The following is a 16,131-nucleotide window of genomic DNA, read 5'->3' on the forward strand; positions in this document are numbered from 1 at the left end:
ACTGGTGGTGCTACAGCAGCCTTGGCGGTGCGGCGTCGGGCGATGCGTTCCATGGGAGCAGGGCTGCTGATTAAGAAGCTGGTTCCGGCCTCTGCTGCCCTATCTTGGTTCTCAACATTGCCTCAATCGTAAACCGGCCGTAACCTGACGTAAAACTCAAACCTAAGCGTAACACATGCCTGACACGCCAACCTCCCCCACCAGCCCCGGCCAGGACGAGCCGGAGCTGTCGCCTTCGGGCTCGCCCATCTACCGCTACGAGGGCCAGGCACCGGCCCCGTTCGAACTGGCCGGCGGCGACGAAGCAACCATCGCGGCCATCTCTGACCACATCGAGCGCCATCTGGGACCGGTGAGCGGCGTGTACCACGAGCTCCTTTCGGATAAGGTGCACCTCGACGTGCACATCGTGCCGCCCAGCGCCGACTTTCCCTTTTTCACGCTCGTCACTTCCGGAATGAGCGACCGGCCCATGCAGGTGCCGCCCGGCGCTCCCCTCGACGAAGCTCCGCCATTTGCCGAGCTGTGCATCCTGCTGCCCAGCACTTGGAACATCCCTACCGACTCGGCAGAAACCGCGGCCGCTTTCGAAGACGAAAACGTGTACTGGCCCATTCGCTGGCTGAAAATGCTAGCCCGCCTGCCACACGAGTACGGCACCTGGCTGGGCTTCGGCCACACCATCCCCAACGGCGAAGAGGCCGAGCCTTTCGCCAACGACACCGAGTTGGGCTGCATGCTGGTGCTCACGGCGCTGAGCCTGCCCGAAGAGTTTCAAACGCTGGAAATCAGCCCCTACAAAAAGGTGCATTTCTACACGCTCTACCCCATCTACCACGAGGAGATGAACCTAAAAATGGAACAGGGCGTGGACGCGTTGCTCGACCGGTTCGATGAATACGGTATCGGCGACGTACTGGACCTGACCCGGCCGAATACTGCGCTGGCGTAAGCTGCCTGAAACAGTTTATCAGCAAAAAGCGGCTGAAGCTCCCGTAGCTTTAGCCGCTTGCCGTTTCAGCAGTTACTTCCCAACCCGAAGCACCTTGCCGTGCTGGTAGCGGTAGCGGCCGGCAGAAAGCTTGGTTAGGGTGCAATCCCCGGGTTTCGTATTGCCGATGGTTTTGACCGGCCCGAGCAGCAGTTCCCGGTGCTGCACCCTGAAACTGCGCTTGCAACCCGTGAACTGTTCTCCCGGCTCAATTTTGTAGCCGTGCATCATGGCATACCCGCCCAATGCTTCGTCTTCGGCCGCCAATAAGGCCTGGAAAATCAGGGTTGGCGTTGGGGTCGACGTCACATCGAGCACACTTACCTGGTCCCATGCGGTGCCACTGCCCGTACCGTACGACGCCGGATGCAGCCGCAGCACGAGTTCCGCAGCCCCGCGACCGTCCAGGTTAACTGTATCAATCGAGTGGTCGCCCGATTCCGCGCCCCATTGGGGCGCATCCTCCGTATCGGAAGCGACTAATGACAGGTCTATTTCCATCCATTCGGCCCCGCCACTGGCAACGCGGTGGAACAGGCGGGGCCGTTCGCCGGATTCCTGGACGAGCCGGAATCCGGCGAAGTTCACGACTTGGCTACGCACCAGCCGGGTAGTATCGTTCCATTCCGTGTTGAGGCTGTCCCATTGCGGCCTGCTCAAGGGCCAGGTTCGGAGGATAACCGGGCTGATGCTGTCGCCGACTGCCTGGGTGGGTTGGCTGGCTTGCGCGGCTGGTGGCAGTTGGGCGGTCGGCCTCACCGCCCGGCTGGTATCCAGCGCGCTACCGGTGGCAGAAGTGGCTGCTTCCGTTGTTTTCGCAGAGTTGTGTTTGCAAGCGTCCAGCGAAAGCAATACGGCCGCTCCCATCAGGAAGCGGCCGCAGGCAGGGAGGTTGAGAAGCCACATAGTGGTTCTGCGCACCGGGCGCAATTACATGTGAATGGCCCGGTTCTCCGTGGCGGCCAGGCAGGCTTCTTTCATGGCCTCGGCGTAGGTGGGGTGCGAGTGGCTCATGCGCGCCACGTCCTCGGCAGAGGCGCGGAACTCCATGGCGGTCACGGCTTCGGCGATGAGGTCGGCGATGCGCGGGCCAATCATGTGCACGCCCAGGATTTCGTCGGTGGTTTTGTCGGCCAGCACCTTCACGAAGCCGTCGGTGTCGCCGCTGGCGCGGGCGCGGCCGCTGGCTTTGAAGGGGAAGCTGCCGATTTTGTAGGCCTTGCCCTGCTCCTTGAGCTGCTCCTCGGTGTAGCCCACGCCGGCTACTTCGGGCCAGGTGTACACCACGCCGGGGATGAGCAGGTAGTTGATGTGCGGCTTCTGGCCCACGATGGTTTCGGCCACGAACACGCCTTCTTCCTCGGCCTTGTGGGCCAGCATGGCGCCCCGAATCACGTCGCCGATGGCGTAGATGCCGGGCACGTTGGTTTGCAGGTGGGTATCGACCTTGATGCGGCCGCGCTCTTCCATTTCCACGCCCGCGGCTTCGAGGTTGAGGCCGGCGGTGTAGGGCACGCGGCCCACGGCCACCAGGCAGTAGTCGCCTTCAAATTTCACCTCCTCCCCTTTCGGGTTGAGGGCGGTCACGGTCACGCTGTCGCCCTCGCGGGTGGCGCCGGTCACTTTGTGGCTTAGGAAAAACTCGATGCCTATTTTGCCCAGCACGCGCTTCAGCTCCTTGCCCAGGCCGCGGTCCATGGTCGGGATGAGCGAATCCATGAACTCCACCACCGATACTTTCGCGCCGAGGCGGGCGTACACGGAGGCCATTTCGAGGCCAATCACGCCGCCGCCAATCACAATCATGTGCTTAGGCACTTCGCGGATGTTCAGGGCCTCGGTGCTGGTGATGATGCGCTCCTTGTCCTGGGCGATGAACGGCAGCACCGTGGGCTTGGAGCCGGTGGCGATGATGACGTTTTTGGTTTCAATCTGCTGGGCCTCGCCGCCTTCGGTGGGCGCGATGCTGATGTGCGTTTTGTCAACAAAAGAGCCGACGCCGGTGAGCACGTCGATTTTGTTTTTCTTCATCAGGTAGGCAATGCCGTCCACGTTGGCCTTCACCACGCCGGCCTTGCGGTCAATCATGCGGTTCATGTCCACCGTCAGGTTTTCGAGGCCGATGCCGTGCTCGGCAAACACCGAATGAGCGTTGTGGTAGTGCTCGGAGGAGTCGAGCAGGGCCTTGCTGGGGATGCAGCCCACGTTGAGGCAGGTGCCGCCCAGGGTGGGGTATTTCTCGATGAGGGCCGTTTTGAGGCCCAGTTGGGCGCAGCGGATGGCCGCTACATAGCCGCCCGGGCCGGAGCCGATGACGGTGACGTCGTATTGATTCATGAGGAAGTATTCGATGATTGTACGCTCGGGCGAAGGTACGGCACAGCAGCGGCGGGCGCGGCGGTTTTGAGGCTAAGCCGGGAATAAAAGCACGTCATGCTGAGCGCCACCGAAGCATCTCTACCGCAATACTATTCCTATCAATTGGAATTGGTTGCACGGTAGAGATGCTTCGGCGGCGCTTAGCGTGACGTGCTTATTGTTGGTTCTGCCCTAATCAACCAGCACGCCGATGTAGAAGTTGAACGTATCCACCTCCAGCGTTTCCTTGTTGGCACCAGCCAGCTCTTTTATCTCTGCCCAACGGGCGGTGGGCTTGATAAACTGGTACTCGCCACCCTTCAGCCGCACGCGCACCGGCATGTCGAACTTCTCTACTTCGCTCACCCAGCGGGCCAGGGTTTTGCCGTCCTCGAAGCGGATTTCCAGGATGGGCAGGCTGGCGTGGCGCAGGTACTGGTCGAATACTTTGGTGAAGTCGCGGCCGCTTTCCTGGTTGAAATAGTCGATAACCTGCTGGCCGGTCACGGTCTGGTGGTAGAACTTGGCCGAGAGGCCGCGCAGCAGCTGCCGCCACTTGGCGTCGTCGTTCAGCACGGTGCGCAGGGTATTGAGCATGGCGCTGCCCTTGTCGTACATGTCGCCCGAGCCTTCCTTGTTTACGCCGTAGGGACCGATGATGGGTTCATCGTTCGAAATGTTGCGGCGCTGGCCGTGGATGTATTCCTGACCAGCCGGCTTGCCAAACTGGGTTTCCACGAACAAGGCTTCGGAGTAGGTGGTGAAGCTTTCGTGCACCCACATGTCGGCAATATCCTTGGTGGTGATGTTGTTACCGAACCACTCGTGCCCGCTTTCGTGGATGATGATGAAGTCCCACTTGGTGCCCCAGCCGGTGTTGCTGCGGTCGCGGCCGAGGTAGCCGTTCTGGTACTTGTTGCCATAGGCCACGGCGCTCTGGTGCTCCATGCCGAGGTGCGGGGCATCCACCAATTTGTAGCCGTCCTGGTACCACGGGTAAGGGCCAAACCATGCTTCCATCGATTTCAGCATGGGCTTCACGTTGGCGGCAAACTGCGTTTTGGCCTTCGCCACGTTTTCGGGCAGCACCCAGTAGTCAAGCGTCAAAGGACCTTTTTCGCCTTGGTACGAGTCCGAAAAATGCTGGTAGTCGCCCACGTTCAGGGCCACGTCGTAGTTGTTGATGGGATTGCGCACGGCCCAGTCGAAGCGCGTGTAGCCATCCTTAAGCTTGGTGGTTTTGCGCAGGCGGCCATTCGAAACGTCTTTCAGGCCGTTGGGTACGCTGATACTAATGAGCATGCTGTCCACTTCGTCGGCCTGCTGGTCTTTGGTGGGCCACCAGATGCTGGCGCCCGTGCCCTGGCAGGCGGTGGCCACCCAGGGCTTGCCGGCAGCATCCTGGGTGAAGACCATACCGCCGTCCCAGGGCGCTTTTTTGGCCACTGTGGGGTTACCGGAATACTGGACCGTGAACTCGTCGCGGCTGCCTTTGGCAATGGGCTTCGGGAAGGTGACAAACACCGCATTGGCCTCGCGGGTGAAAGGCACGTCTTTCCCCTTGTACAGCACCTTATCAACCTGCAAATTGGCAAAGAGGTCGAACTGCAGCCGCGTAAAATCCTGGGTGGCAGTGAAGCGAAACAGGTTGGAGCCGCTGATGAACCGCTTGGCCGGGTCCAGCTTCACATCAAGGTGGTAGTAGTTCAGGTCGTAGCAGGTGCGCAGCGGCGTAGTGAGGCTGCCGCGCAGCGAATCGGCACGGGTGTAGGCAGCCGGTTTGGGCTGGAGCAGCTGGGCCGCGGCCGGCCCGAAGCTCGCCAGTAGCAACAGCGTTGGTAGCAGGGTTTTCCTTTTCATTCTGCAAAGCAACAACACCAATCCACAAGGCCGGTTCGTAGCGCGAACTTTGCAGCTCGTATCTCACGCACCGCCAGCAATTGCTGCGCAGAAACGCGAACGACAAAGTTCGCGCTAGCACCCAGCCGTACTTTTACGGCGGCCTTACGCCATACCATGCCCGATTCTACTGCTACCGCCGCGCCCTCAAAAGCGGCCCTCCTTACCGCCTTTGCCCTCGTCTACCTCATCTGGGGCTCTACTTATCTGGTGATGAAGTTCGCCGTGGCCAGCATGCCGCCGCTGCTCATGGCCGGCACGCGCTACGGGCTGGCCGGCGGGCTGCTCTACGGCTTCATGCGCTGGCGGGGTGAGCCGGCGCCCACGCGGCGCGGCTGGGCCTACGGGGCCTTTATCGGCGTGTGCCTACTGGGTTTCGGCAATGGCGGCACCACGCTGGGAGTCATGTATTTGCCCAGCGGCATCACGGCGCTGCTGGTGGCCACGGTGCCCATGTTTCTGGCGGTGCTGGGGTGGCTGAGCGGCATTTCGCCGCGGCCCACCAAGTGGGTGTCGCTGGGCCTGGGCGCGGGCATGGCGGGCATGTACCTGCTGGCGGCCCACCCCACGGCCACGCCCGTGAAAGTGCCGGGCCACCAGGGCCTGGGCATTGGCGTGGTGTTGCTGGCCTCGCTGGTGTGGTCCATCGGCTCGCTCTATGCTAAAAACCACCAGCCGGCGCAGTCGCCCTTCACCTCGGGCGGCATGCAGATGTTGTGCGGCGGCGCAGCCATGCTGGTGGTGGGCCTGGTGCGCGGCGAGGCCGACGGCTTCACGTTGGCGCAGGTGACGACCAAATCGTGGCTGGCGTTTGCCTATCTGGTCACGTTCGGGTCCATCGTGGCCTTCTCGGCCTACATCTGGCTGCTGCGGGCCGTCGAGCCCGCCCTGGCCGGCACCTACGCCTTCGTGAACCCCGTGGTGGCCGTGCTGCTGGGCTGGGCCTTTGCCGGCGAAGTGCTGAACCCGCAAATGCTGGGCGGTGCGGCCCTCATTGTACTGGCCGTGGGCCTGGTGGTACTGGGCGGTAAAAAAATTGCACCAAAATAATTGTGCAACCGTTTGCTCGGACATTGCGTATGGGCGTACCTTAGGTTCCTACTCCCACCATATTGCCATGTCCGACATCACTACTCCCCTGCCCGATATTCAGTCTGCGCGCGATGTGCAGGCCCTGGTAGATGCCTTCTACCACAAAGCCAACCACGACGAGCTGCTGGCTCCGGCCTTCCGGGCAGCGGCGCACGTGCATTGGCCCCGCCACCTCACCAGCTTCTACGAGTTCTGGTCGACGGAACTGCTGTCGGCGCGGCCCACCTCCGCGCCCCGGCCGGTGCCCGCGCACCTAGCCCTGCCGCGCTCTACGTCGCATCACAACCGCTGGGTGCAGCTGTTCGATGCCGCTGTGGAAGAGCAGTTTGCCGGCCGCTGCGCCGGCCGCGCCAAATCGGTGGCCCGTCAGGTGGCCGCCGCGCTGGTCGAAGGCATGCCCCACTACCACCCCCTGCCCGTCGATTAATCCCCGATTTCCCGATTCCCACCCAACACCAACGCCCCCGGGCCGGCCGTCATCCAACGAGCCGTCCGGGGGCGTTTTTGTTTTAACCGAAGCTGAACTACCGGCCCCGCTGACCCGGCTGCGCCCGCAGCAGCGCCGCGCCGCTGCCCAGCACCAGCGCATCTTCGCCCACGCCCACGGCCGCCACCGGCCAGCTGGCCTGCTTGCTGATGCCCATGCGCAGCGCGTAGCTGATGAACGTGGCCGCCACGGCCCCCAGGCCGCCCACCACCGCGCCGGCGGCACTGCTGCCTTCCCGCGACTTGTACACCGTGGCCCCCACCAGCGCGCCCGCCAGCAGCCGGCCCAGCAGCACCGGCGGCGCAATGCGGTCGGGGGTGCCGGGCAGCTTATCCATCACCATCTCGCCGGCAGCGGCCAGCTTGAAGCCCCGCGCCACCAGCGGCTTTTGCAGCGCCCGCAGCGGCGAGTTGAGCAGCAGCCACGACGGATTATTGCTGAGGTAGTGGCTCAGAAAAGCCGGCGCGCTCATGCTGCGCATGCCGGCGAGGGCCGAAAAGCCGATGGTGGGCCAGAACTTGGCCGGGCGGGGCTGGGGTTTGGATTTAGCTCGTTTCATAAAATTCGGAAGTGAAGTCGGCTTAACGCAGCTCCGGCGGCAGGGTTGAACACGCGTCCCCCACCCGCTGACGGCAACTCCTCACCACGACCAGATATGGACGGGAAAAGCGCAAAAAAAGGCCCGCTCAACACCGAGCGGGCCTTTTTTATGCGGTAATAAAACCGTTATCGAGGCTAGTTAATTTCCTCCACGTGCGTGCGCAGCACCTCGCGGGCAATGGCCAGGTTGGTTTCGCGCGAGTTCACTACCAGGTAGATAAATTTGTTGCCGGCCGAGTTCAGCTTGAGCAGGTGCGACTGGTTGCTGAGCGTGATGAGAATGTCCTCAATCTTTTCTCCCGTCAGTTTCAGGGCCGCCATGGCTTTCTGCTTCTGCTTCACCACTTCGGTGTTGTAGGCGGCGGCCGTTTCGGGGTTCAGGCTCGGCGAGTTCGAGTGCGAAGCCAGCGCCATGCCCGAATTGATGTCGACTACGGCCACAGCCACCAGGCTGGGCAAATCGGTGATGATGGCATCGACGGCTTTACCAGCCGGACTGTTTTTAGAATAGGCCATAGTGGCGGAGGGAGGGGAAAGGGATAAAGAAGATTCTTTGAGCTTATTGGCAACGTGCTTCCGGTAGGTCCTTGCTTTCACGGAGGATTAACACGACTAGGCAACTAAAAAACAACGATTTAGAAAAACAGCCAGTGCTTGCGCTTCTCGGCGCGGGGCTGCAGGCTCACGCCGGTTTGGGCAGCTTCGCTGGCGGCTACTTCGCGGTCGTTATAGCCGGCGTAGCCGTATTGCAGGGTGGCCGTGGCGGCCTCAGCGGCGGGCACGCGCAGGGCATAGTTGCCGTTGGCATCGGTGCTGGCGCCAAAGTGCGTGCCTTTGCGCAACACGGTAGCGCCCACCAGCGGCTGGCCTTTTTCGTTCAGAATGCGGCCGCTCACCGTCACCATGCGCGTCACGCTGGCTTCGGCGGCGGCGGCGCTGGCCGTCTCCAGCTTCAGCAGCTCGCCGGCCGATACGGGCGGCACCACCGCATTGTGCGACGGCAGGCGCGTGCCCGCCATTGATACGCCGGCCACCAGTGCGGCCATGCCCACCATCGAGAAAGCCCGGCGGCGGAAACGCTGCGGCTGCTCCCGGATGAACAGCAGCTGCTTCTGCACCCAGGTAGTGGGCGCAGCGGCTTCGGCCTCCTGGGTGGCCATTTCGTGCCAGCGCGTCACGGTGCTGTGGGCCTGGGTGGCATCCTTGCGCAGGTAGTCTTCCACGGCGCGGGCCGACGACCGGGCGAGGTCGCCGCGCAGGTAGGCGTCGCGGTACACCGGCAGCAATTCGCCGGTCTGCGGGTCGAAGGGAGTAGCGGTAAGCTTCATGTGGGTTAAGGAAAAAAGGTGAAAGAAATATTGTGGCTTCACCGGCCAGCCACGGGCCTAACTACTCCGTTGTGGCCGCCGGCTCCACCAGCGCAATGGCCCCGCGCATCACGGCGCGGGCAATGCCCAGGTTGGTATCGCGGCTTTCCACGGCGAGGTACACAAACACCCGCCCGCTCGGGGCCAGATGCAACAAATGCAGCTGCGAGGGTAGCGTAAACAGCATTTCGTCGAGCCGCTCGGCCGTGGCGCCCATGGCCCGCAGCGAGGCCTGCACCTGCCGCACCGCCTCGGCGTTGAAGCCGGCCACGGCCGCCGGGCGCAGGCTGCGCTCGGCGGTGTAGGTAGCCAGCGGTTTGCCGGTGCTCACCTCTACCACGGCGGCCATCAGCAGGTCGGGCAGCTCGGCCAGCAGGTGCCGCATGGCGCGCTCGATGGGTTCGCGGGCCGGGCCGGGGGCGGCCAGCTCCACTTCCTGGGCGGTGGGCCCCGTCAAGCGCTGCAGCTGCTTGAGAAAGGGTATTTTCATAGGGCGCAGCGGGCGCGGTTACGCCAATTGGCGCGGGCCCGCGCCGGCCTTCAGGCAGAATTAGTTGAGTTGCTCGGCGGAGCTGCGCAGCACCTCGCGGGCAATGGCCAGGTTGGTGTCGCGCGAATTCACGGCCAGGTAGATAAACTTGGTACCGGCCAACTTAATGAGGTGCAGCTGGTTGGACAGCGTGATGAGGATGTCCTCGATGTTTTCGCCGGTGAGCTTGAGGGCCGACATGGCCTTCTGCTTCTGCTTCACCACTTCGGTGTTGTAAGCAGCGGCGGTTTCGGGGTTCAGGCTCGGCGAGTTCGAGTGCGAGGCCAGGGCCATGCCCGAGTTAATGTCGACCACGGCCACAGCCAGCAGGCCTGGCAGGTCGTTCAACACATCTTGTACTACTTTGCCGGCGGGCGAATTGGTGGAGTAAGCCATAAGAATTGGGTGGATTAGGAAAATGGGTTGAGTTGAAATGCTTGAGAATGAGCTGACCGAATTAGGTAACGGCTGCTTAAAAAATTGCGGTTTCCGGGGTGGATTCTTCGCCAGTGAACGCCTGACCACGAGTTAAAACTGTATTTGCCAACAGAGATTGAAAGGCGCATCAACCGTTGAAAACAGAAATTTCAACTGGCCTATGAAATATAATTTTTTAGTTACCGCCCCATTTATGTCAGTCGGGCTTTCGCGCAGCAGCAGGGCCACTGTTTCTTTGCTGTAAATCGATTAAACCGTAATTCAGATAAAAAATGTCTCCGACTCTAAATCCGTTTTATTCAGCAGTTACGTAATAATAATTGCGTGTTTTTATTATCACAAAGCTCCCACTCATCCGGCCCTCATAAAAATGACTTAGGTCATTTTTCGTTATGATTTAAGTCAATTTCGCATCAATACACTTTGCAATTAATATAACTAAACTAATTTTATTTTAAATTTTAATATTCCGATAAATGCTTGTAAAAAACAGAAAGCCCCAGCGCAGCACAACTGTGCTCCACTGGGGCCTTAATAAAGTTGCGGCGCTGGTGCGCTAATCGTAGCGCGAGGCTATTTGGCTTAACTCGCGTAGGTTCAGGATAGTGATTTCGCTGCCCCGGGCGGCAATCAGCCCAGCCTCCTTGAACTCGGACAAAAGCCGGATGGCCGTTTCCTTGGCAGTACCCACCAGCGAGGCCAGGTCATCGCGCGCAATCGAGATGCTGAAGGGCTCCACGTCGTCATCCCGCCGAAACGTTTGGGCCAGCAGCAGCAACGCGCCCGCCAGCCGCTCGCGCACGGGCTTGTAGGCCAGGTGCAGCATCTGCACTTCGGCCGCGCCCAGGGCTTTGGCCATTATCTGCATCAGCGAGGCCGAAAATTGGGTGTTGGACTGCCACACCCGGAAAAAGTCGGAGCGCGGGATGAAGCACACCACGCAGTCATCCATCGCCACGGCCGAGGTGGTGTACCGCGTTTCGGTCAGCACCGCCTGGAAGCCGAGCACGTCGCCGCCCTTGGCCAGTTGGGTAATTTGCTCCTTGCCGTCGCCGCTCGCTTTGGTCACCTTTATTTTGCCCTGGTTCACGCAGTGCAGCCCCAGCACCGGGCTGCCTTCCTGAAAAATGCGCTGCCCTTTCTGGTAGCTCTGCGACACTTTGCTGCTCGAAATAAGGTCCAGTTCCTCCAACTGGCAGCAGCCCATCAGGGGGCCCTTGCGATTTGGGCATTCCTGGCAATTCGGCGTAATGAATTTTCCCATAATCGATAAAGCAACTCTTGTAGAAAGAGAACAAAGGTACAGGTTCTAATAATAATTCAATTACTGTATTGGCTTGTTTTTGCACAAAATACACTCCAAACCCGTTTTATATCTTGGAAACAGTCCCAAAAACGGAAAAGACCTGTTCCCAATAAGAGAACAGGTCTTTGAAATATTCTAAACCGGCTTTGACTATACGCCGAACATCATCCGCGTTGGGTCTTCCAGCAGCTCCTTCACCCGCACCAGGAACGACACCGATTCGCGGCCGTCGATGATGCGGTGGTCGTAGCTCAGGGCCAGGTACATCATGGGCCGAATCACCACCTGCCCGTTCTCAGCGATGGGCCGCTGAATGATGTTGTGCATGCCCAGAATAGCCGACTGCGGCGCATTAATAATCGGAGTGCTGAGCATGGAGCCAAACACGCCGCCGTTGGTGATGGTGAACGTGCCGCCGCTCATCTGCTCGATGGTGAGCTTGTTGTCGCGGGCCAGGCCGGCCAGCCGCACCACTTCCTTCTCGATGCCCTCGAAGCTGAGCTGCTCGGCGTTGCGAATGACGGGCACCACCAGCCCTTTCGGGGCCGATACGGCAATGCTGATGTCGGCAAAATCCGAATACACGATGTCGGTGCCGTCAATCTGCGCGTTCACGGCGGGCCACTCTTTCAGGGCAATGCACACGGCTTTGGTGAAGAAGGACATGAAGCCCAGGCCCACGCCATTCTTCTCCTTGAACTTGTCTTTGAACTTGTTGCGCAGGTCCATAATGGGCTGCATGTTCACCTCGTTGAAGGTGGTGAGCATGGCCGTCTCGTTCTTCACCGTTACGAGGCGGCGGGCCACCGTTTTGCGCAGGTTGCTCATGCGCTCGCGGCGCACCTCGCGGCTGCCACCCGCAGCGGGCGCAGCAGCCGGGGCCGAAGCCACCGGAGCAGCAGCGGCCGGAGCCGCTACCGGTGCGGGCGCGGCCGGCTTAGCCTGCGCGTTTTGCGCGTCCTCCTTGGTGATGCGGCCATCGCGGCCGGTGCCGGCTACGTCGGCAGCGGCCACACCTTTTTCATCGAGAATCTTGCCGGCGGCCGGCGAAGGCACACCCGTAGCGTAGGTAGCCGCACCCCCAGCAGCGGGAGCGGTAGCCATTGCCGCTACCGGCGCAGCAGCGGCCGGAGCCGCTGCCGCCGGAGCCGGAGCAGCCGCGCCGCTACCGCCCTCGATGCGCGCAATCACGGCGCCGATGCTGATGGTTTCGCCTTCCTTCACGGCGTGGCGCAGGGTACCGGCGGCTTCGGCGGGCAGCTCGAAGGTGGCCTTGTCCGATTCGAGTTCGGCAATTACCTCGTCGCGGCTCACTTGCGCGCCGTCTTCTTTCAGCCACTTGGCTACCGTCACTTCCGTGATGGATTCGCCCACGGCAGGAATTTTCATTTCGACCGAACCACCGCCAGCGGCGGGCATGGTGGCCGGAGCGGCATCGGCTGGGGCAGCCCCACCTTCGGGCTTGCCGCCGTAGCCAGCTTGGTCGCTGGCGGCGGGGTTTTCTTCACCCTTGGCGATGGGGTCGGCAGCCGGGGCGGCTGCGGGTGCGGCGGCTGGGGCGCTGGCGGCGGGAGCCGCGGCGGGCGCTGGCGCGGCACCAGCGGCAGCACCATCCAGGTCGGCAATCACGGTGCCGATGCCAATGGTTTCGCCCTCGGCCACACGGATTTTCAGCACGCCGTCGGCTTCGGCGGGCAGCTCAAAAGTGGCTTTGTCCGATTCGAGTTCGGCGATAACCTCGTCGCGTTTCACGGCGTCGCCGTCTTGCTTGAGCCACTTGGCAATGGTGACTTCGGTGATGGATTCGCCAACGGCGGGAATTTTGATTTCGAGGGCCATAAACTAGGGTGGCGGAAAAGGGTGTCTTTCTGAAAATGAATGAGAATAGGAAGCCAGAGGTGGCAAGCAGCTTACTGCAGTTCTTAATCCTGCTTCTTGGCGGCTTCGGCAGTGGCTTTGATGTTATCGTCGGCCACGGCTTCCTTGGGCTTGTCGAAGGCGCGGGCGACCAGTTCCTTCTGTTCCTTCACATGGATTTTGTTGTAGCCGGTAGCCGGCGAGGCTGAGGGCTTGCGGGCCACCACGTCCTCCAGCTCGCGGCGCATAAAGCGCAGCAGGTAGTTCCAGTAGCCCATGTTTTCGGGCTCTTCCTGCACCCAATAGATTTTGGCTTTGCCGTACTTGGCCAGCTCGGCGTCAAGCTGCTTTTTGGGGAAGGGGTGCAGCTGCTCGAGGCGCACGATGGCCACATCGGTGCGGTTGGAGTTGCGCTGCTCGTCGAGCAGGTCGTAGTACACCTTACCCGAGCACAGCAGCACACGCTTCACCTTCTTGGCTTCGGCGAAATCATCGCCGAGAACCTCACGGAAACGGCCGCCGGTGAACTCCTCGATGGGCGAAATGCACAGCGGGTGGCGCAGCATCGATTTCGGCGACATCACCACCAGCGGCTTGCGGAAGCTCCACGTGAGTTGGCGGCGCAGGGCGTGGAAGAAGTTGGCCGGCGTGGTGATGTTGGCCACGATGATGTTGTTCTCGGCGGCCAGCTGCAGGAATCGCTCGGGACGGGCGTTGGAGTGCTCGGGGCCCTGGCCTTCGTAGCCGTGGGGCAGCTGCAGCACCACGCCGTTCATGCGCTGCCACTTGCTTTCCGACGACACGATGAACTGGTCAATCATGGTCTGGGCACCGTTGGCGAAGTCGCCGAACTGGGCTTCCCACACCACCAGCGCCGTGGGGTTGGCCATGGCGTAGCCAAATTCAAAGCCCAGCACCGCGTACTCGCTCAGCAGCGAGTTGTAGATGCTCAGCTTCTCATTGTTGCCCTCCATGAAGTTGAGCGAGTTGTACGGGGCCGACGTTTCGGCATCGTGCAGCACCGCATGGCGGTGCGAAAAGGTGCCACGCTGCACGTCCTGGCCGCTCACGCGCACAATGTGCTGCTCGGTAAGGAGCGAGCCGTAGGCTAGCAACTCGCCGGCGGCCCAGTTCAGCACGCGGGTACCGTCGTATTTCTTGGTGTAGTCGCGCATCCAGCCCTCGGGCATGCGCGACCAGGTGCCGTAGTTCTCGAAGAACATGTTGCGGCGCTCCTTCAGCAGGTTATCAATCTGCTTGATGGGCTTGAAACCGTCGGGAATCGTAGTCAGGGCCTTGGCCACCTTGTCCACCACTTCAGCCGGAATACCGGTTTCGGGCGACTGCTCAAAATCCTCGGCCGTACTGCGGCGCAGGCTGCGCCACTCGTTTTCGAGGGCCTGATACTTATAAGGCAGCGGCTTCTGCTTCACCATGTCGAGGCGGGCCTGCAGGGTATCGCGGAACTCCTTGTCCATCTGGTTGGCCAGTTCGGCATCTACGTCGCCGCGCTGCACCAGCATGGCGTTGTACACTTCGCGCGGGTTCTGGTGCTTCGAGATGAGGTTGTAGAGCGTGGGCTGGGTGAACTTGGGCTCGTCCGACTCGTTGTGGCCGTGGCGGCGGTAGCACACCATATCAATAAAGATGTCGGCGTGGAACTGCTGGCGGTATTCGGTGGCCAGCTGCACGGCAAATACCACGGCCTCGGGGTCGTCGCCGTTCACGTGCACCACCGGCGCATCGATGATTTTAGCCAAATCAGTCGAGTAAATCGACGAGCGCGCGTCTTCAAAATCAGTCGTAAAACCAACCTGATTGTTAATCACGAAGTGGATGGTGCCGCCCGTTTTATAGCCTTCGAGCTGTGACATCTGCGTCACCTCATAGCCAATGCCCTGGCCGGCCAGTGCTGCATCGCCGTGGATGAGGATGGGTAGAATCTGGTGGTAGTCGCCGCCGTACTGGTGCTCGATTTTGGCCCGCACGAAGCCTTCCACCACCGGGTTCACGGCCTCAAGGTGCGAGGGGTTGGGGGCCAGCTTCAGGTTCACCTTCTGGCCGCCGCTGGCTTCCACTTCCGACGAGTAGCCCATGTGGTACTTCACGTCGCCGTCGCCCATGGTCAGGTCGGGCACGGCAGTGCCTTCAAACTCCGAGAAAATCTGCTCGTACGTTTTGCCCATGATGTTGGCCAGCACGTTGAGACGGCCGCGGTGAGCCATGCCAATCATCACTTCCTTTACACCCAGCTCCGCGCCTTTGCCAATGATGGCATCGAGGGCCGGAATGGTCGTTTCGCCCCCTTCGAGCGAGAACCGCTTCTGCCCCAAGAATTTGGTGTGCAGGAAGTTCTCGAACACGACGGCTTCGTTCAGCTTCTTGAGAATGCGCTTCTTGTACTCCACGCCGGGGTTGAAGGCCAACGAGTCGCGCTCCACTTTGGCGCGGAACCAATCGAGCACCTGCGGGTCGCGGATGTACATGTACTCGAAGCCGATGGCGCCGGTATAAATCTTCTCCAGCGCCGCCACAATGTCGCGCAGCTTGGCCTGGCCGCCAAGGCCCAGCACTTCCCCGTTCTTAAACACTGTATCCAAATCGGCTTCGCTCAGGCCAAAATCGGCGAGGTCGAGGCGGGGCTTGCGGTCTTTGCGCTCGCGCACCGGGTTGGTTTTGGCGCGCAGGTGGCCGCGGCTGCGGAAGGCGTGGATGAGGTTGCGCACGCCCGTTTCCTTATCGGAGGAAACTTCGCCGCTGCTCAAGCCTTCGGGAGCATTGTTGGTCGAGGCCAACGTATTGAGTACGCCGTAATCATCGGCCTGCGGAGCAGCCGGAGCAGCTTTGGGCGCAGCGGCAGTGCCGTTAGCAGCAGGTGTGCCATTGGCAGCCGGAGCCGCACCGGGCAATACCGAAGCGCCTTCGGGGAACTGCTGCGAGAAATCGAAACCTTCGAAAAACTTGCGCCAGCCGAAATCTACCGATTCCGGGTTCTGCTGGTAGGCTTGGTACAAGGTTTCGATGGCCGCCGCGTCGGCGTTGGCGATATAGGAATAGGCGTCCATTGGGAATTCAGCTTAAGTAAGGTGGCGTAAAGGTATTACGCCTAACAATCAGGCAAAAACCTACACCCGGGTACACGAATAAATCTGACAGTCAATTTCATGAATGTCCAAATCTATTGCTGTGTGCTTTGCTTGCTGCGTC

The 16,131-nt window shown here is 61.0% G+C and carries 14 protein-coding genes; 3 read left to right on the plus strand and 11 right to left on the minus strand.

Annotation, left to right across the window (positions count from 1 at the left end):
- Window positions 1-175: 175 nt before the first annotated feature.
- Window positions 176-952: a suppressor of fused domain protein gene (locus tag MON38_RS04985; protein WP_241935029.1), complete on the plus strand. Its 777-nt coding sequence runs from the start codon at window positions 176-178 to the stop codon at window positions 950-952.
- Window positions 953-1,024: 72 nt separating this feature from the next.
- Here the strand turns inward: MON38_RS04985 and MON38_RS04990 are convergent, their stop codons facing one another.
- From MON38_RS04990 to MON38_RS05000, 3 genes are all read right to left on the minus strand, one after another.
- Entirely contained in the window at window positions 1,025-1,897 is an 873-nt protein-coding gene (locus MON38_RS04990) for a hypothetical protein (protein ID WP_241935030.1), read from the minus strand.
- Between the two features lie 24 nt (window positions 1,898-1,921).
- Window positions 1,922-3,328: a dihydrolipoyl dehydrogenase gene (lpdA, locus tag MON38_RS04995; protein WP_241935031.1), complete on the minus strand. Its 1,407-nt coding sequence runs from the start codon at window positions 3,326-3,328 to the stop codon at window positions 1,922-1,924.
- A 213-nt stretch (window positions 3,329-3,541) separates the two neighbouring features.
- A complete protein-coding gene (locus MON38_RS05000; protein WP_241935032.1) occupies window positions 3,542-5,209 on the minus strand; it encodes a M1 family metallopeptidase in 1,668 nt (555 codons plus the stop codon).
- Window positions 5,210-5,365: 156 nt separating this feature from the next.
- Between MON38_RS05000 and MON38_RS05005 the strand changes: the two genes are divergently transcribed.
- The gene (locus MON38_RS05005; RefSeq protein WP_241935033.1) at window positions 5,366-6,298 is read left to right on the plus strand and encodes an EamA family transporter; all 933 of its coding nucleotides are present in this window, start codon (window positions 5,366-5,368) and stop codon (window positions 6,296-6,298) included.
- 67 nt (window positions 6,299-6,365) lie between these two features.
- Complete coding sequence (locus MON38_RS05010) at window positions 6,366-6,767, plus strand: group III truncated hemoglobin (protein WP_241935034.1); 402 nt, start codon at window positions 6,366-6,368, stop codon at window positions 6,765-6,767.
- A 97-nt stretch (window positions 6,768-6,864) separates the two neighbouring features.
- On the opposite strand, the gene MON38_RS05015 is transcribed toward MON38_RS05010, so the two are convergent.
- The 8 genes from MON38_RS05015 to MON38_RS05050 form a co-directional block, all read right to left on the minus strand.
- Window positions 6,865-7,386, minus strand: a complete 522-nt coding sequence (locus MON38_RS05015) for a DUF4126 family protein (protein WP_241935035.1) — start codon at window positions 7,384-7,386, stop codon at window positions 6,865-6,867.
- A gap of 176 nt (window positions 7,387-7,562) precedes the next feature.
- On the minus strand, window positions 7,563-7,943 hold the full coding sequence (locus MON38_RS05020; RefSeq protein WP_241935036.1) for a hypothetical protein: 381 nt from the start codon (window positions 7,941-7,943) through the stop codon (window positions 7,563-7,565).
- A 119-nt stretch (window positions 7,944-8,062) separates the two neighbouring features.
- Entirely contained in the window at window positions 8,063-8,755 is a 693-nt protein-coding gene (locus tag MON38_RS05025) for a carboxypeptidase-like regulatory domain-containing protein (protein ID WP_241935037.1), read from the minus strand.
- A gap of 61 nt (window positions 8,756-8,816) precedes the next feature.
- On the minus strand, window positions 8,817-9,284 hold the full coding sequence (locus MON38_RS05030) for a hypothetical protein (protein ID WP_241935038.1): 468 nt from the start codon (window positions 9,282-9,284) through the stop codon (window positions 8,817-8,819).
- Window positions 9,285-9,344: 60 nt separating this feature from the next.
- Entirely contained in the window at window positions 9,345-9,719 is a 375-nt protein-coding gene (locus tag MON38_RS05035; RefSeq protein WP_241935039.1) for a roadblock/LC7 domain-containing protein, read from the minus strand.
- 598 nt (window positions 9,720-10,317) lie between these two features.
- Complete coding sequence (locus MON38_RS05040; protein ID WP_241935040.1) at window positions 10,318-11,025, minus strand: Crp/Fnr family transcriptional regulator; 708 nt, start codon at window positions 11,023-11,025, stop codon at window positions 10,318-10,320.
- Between the two features lie 192 nt (window positions 11,026-11,217).
- Entirely contained in the window at window positions 11,218-12,906 is a 1,689-nt protein-coding gene (gene odhB / locus MON38_RS05045) for a 2-oxoglutarate dehydrogenase complex dihydrolipoyllysine-residue succinyltransferase (protein ID WP_241935041.1), read from the minus strand.
- 83 nt (window positions 12,907-12,989) lie between these two features.
- Window positions 12,990-15,989: a 2-oxoglutarate dehydrogenase E1 component gene (locus MON38_RS05050; protein WP_241935042.1), complete on the minus strand. Its 3,000-nt coding sequence runs from the start codon at window positions 15,987-15,989 to the stop codon at window positions 12,990-12,992.
- Window positions 15,990-16,131 lie beyond the last annotated feature (142 nt).

The sequence above is a fragment of the Hymenobacter cyanobacteriorum genome, assembly GCF_022631375.1.
Classification (GTDB): Bacteria; Bacteroidota; Bacteroidia; order Cytophagales; family Hymenobacteraceae; genus Hymenobacter; species Hymenobacter cyanobacteriorum.

Bases quoted from the DNA above. Each gene is read 5' to 3' on its own strand.
- MON38_RS04990 (WP_241935030.1), bottom strand. From the start codon at position 1,897: ATGTGGCTTCTCAACCTCCCTGCCTGCGGCCGCTTCCTGATGGGAGCG.
- MON38_RS05010 (WP_241935034.1), top strand. From the start codon at position 6,366: ATGTCCGACATCACTACTCCCCTGCCCGATATTCAGTCTGCGCGCGAT.
- MON38_RS05035 (WP_241935039.1), bottom strand. From the start codon at position 9,719: ATGGCTTACTCCACCAATTCGCCCGCCGGCAAAGTAGTACAAGATGTG.
- MON38_RS05000 (WP_241935032.1), bottom strand. From the start codon at position 5,209: ATGAAAAGGAAAACCCTGCTACCAACGCTGTTGCTACTGGCGAGCTTC.
- lpdA (WP_241935031.1), bottom strand. From the start codon at position 3,328: ATGAATCAATACGACGTCACCGTCATCGGCTCCGGCCCGGGCGGCTAT.
- MON38_RS05030 (WP_241935038.1), bottom strand. From the start codon at position 9,284: ATGAAAATACCCTTTCTCAAGCAGCTGCAGCGCTTGACGGGGCCCACC.
- MON38_RS05005 (WP_241935033.1), top strand. From the start codon at position 5,366: ATGCCCGATTCTACTGCTACCGCCGCGCCCTCAAAAGCGGCCCTCCTT.
- MON38_RS05020 (WP_241935036.1), bottom strand. From the start codon at position 7,943: ATGGCCTATTCTAAAAACAGTCCGGCTGGTAAAGCCGTCGATGCCATC.
- odhB (WP_241935041.1), bottom strand. From the start codon at position 12,906: ATGGCCCTCGAAATCAAAATTCCCGCCGTTGGCGAATCCATCACCGAA.
- MON38_RS05015 (WP_241935035.1), bottom strand. From the start codon at position 7,386: ATGAAACGAGCTAAATCCAAACCCCAGCCCCGCCCGGCCAAGTTCTGG.
- MON38_RS05040 (WP_241935040.1), bottom strand. From the start codon at position 11,025: ATGGGAAAATTCATTACGCCGAATTGCCAGGAATGCCCAAATCGCAAG.
- MON38_RS05050 (WP_241935042.1), bottom strand. From the start codon at position 15,989: ATGGACGCCTATTCCTATATCGCCAACGCCGACGCGGCGGCCATCGAA.
- MON38_RS05025 (WP_241935037.1), bottom strand. From the start codon at position 8,755: ATGAAGCTTACCGCTACTCCCTTCGACCCGCAGACCGGCGAATTGCTG.
- MON38_RS04985 (WP_241935029.1), top strand. From the start codon at position 176: ATGCCTGACACGCCAACCTCCCCCACCAGCCCCGGCCAGGACGAGCCG.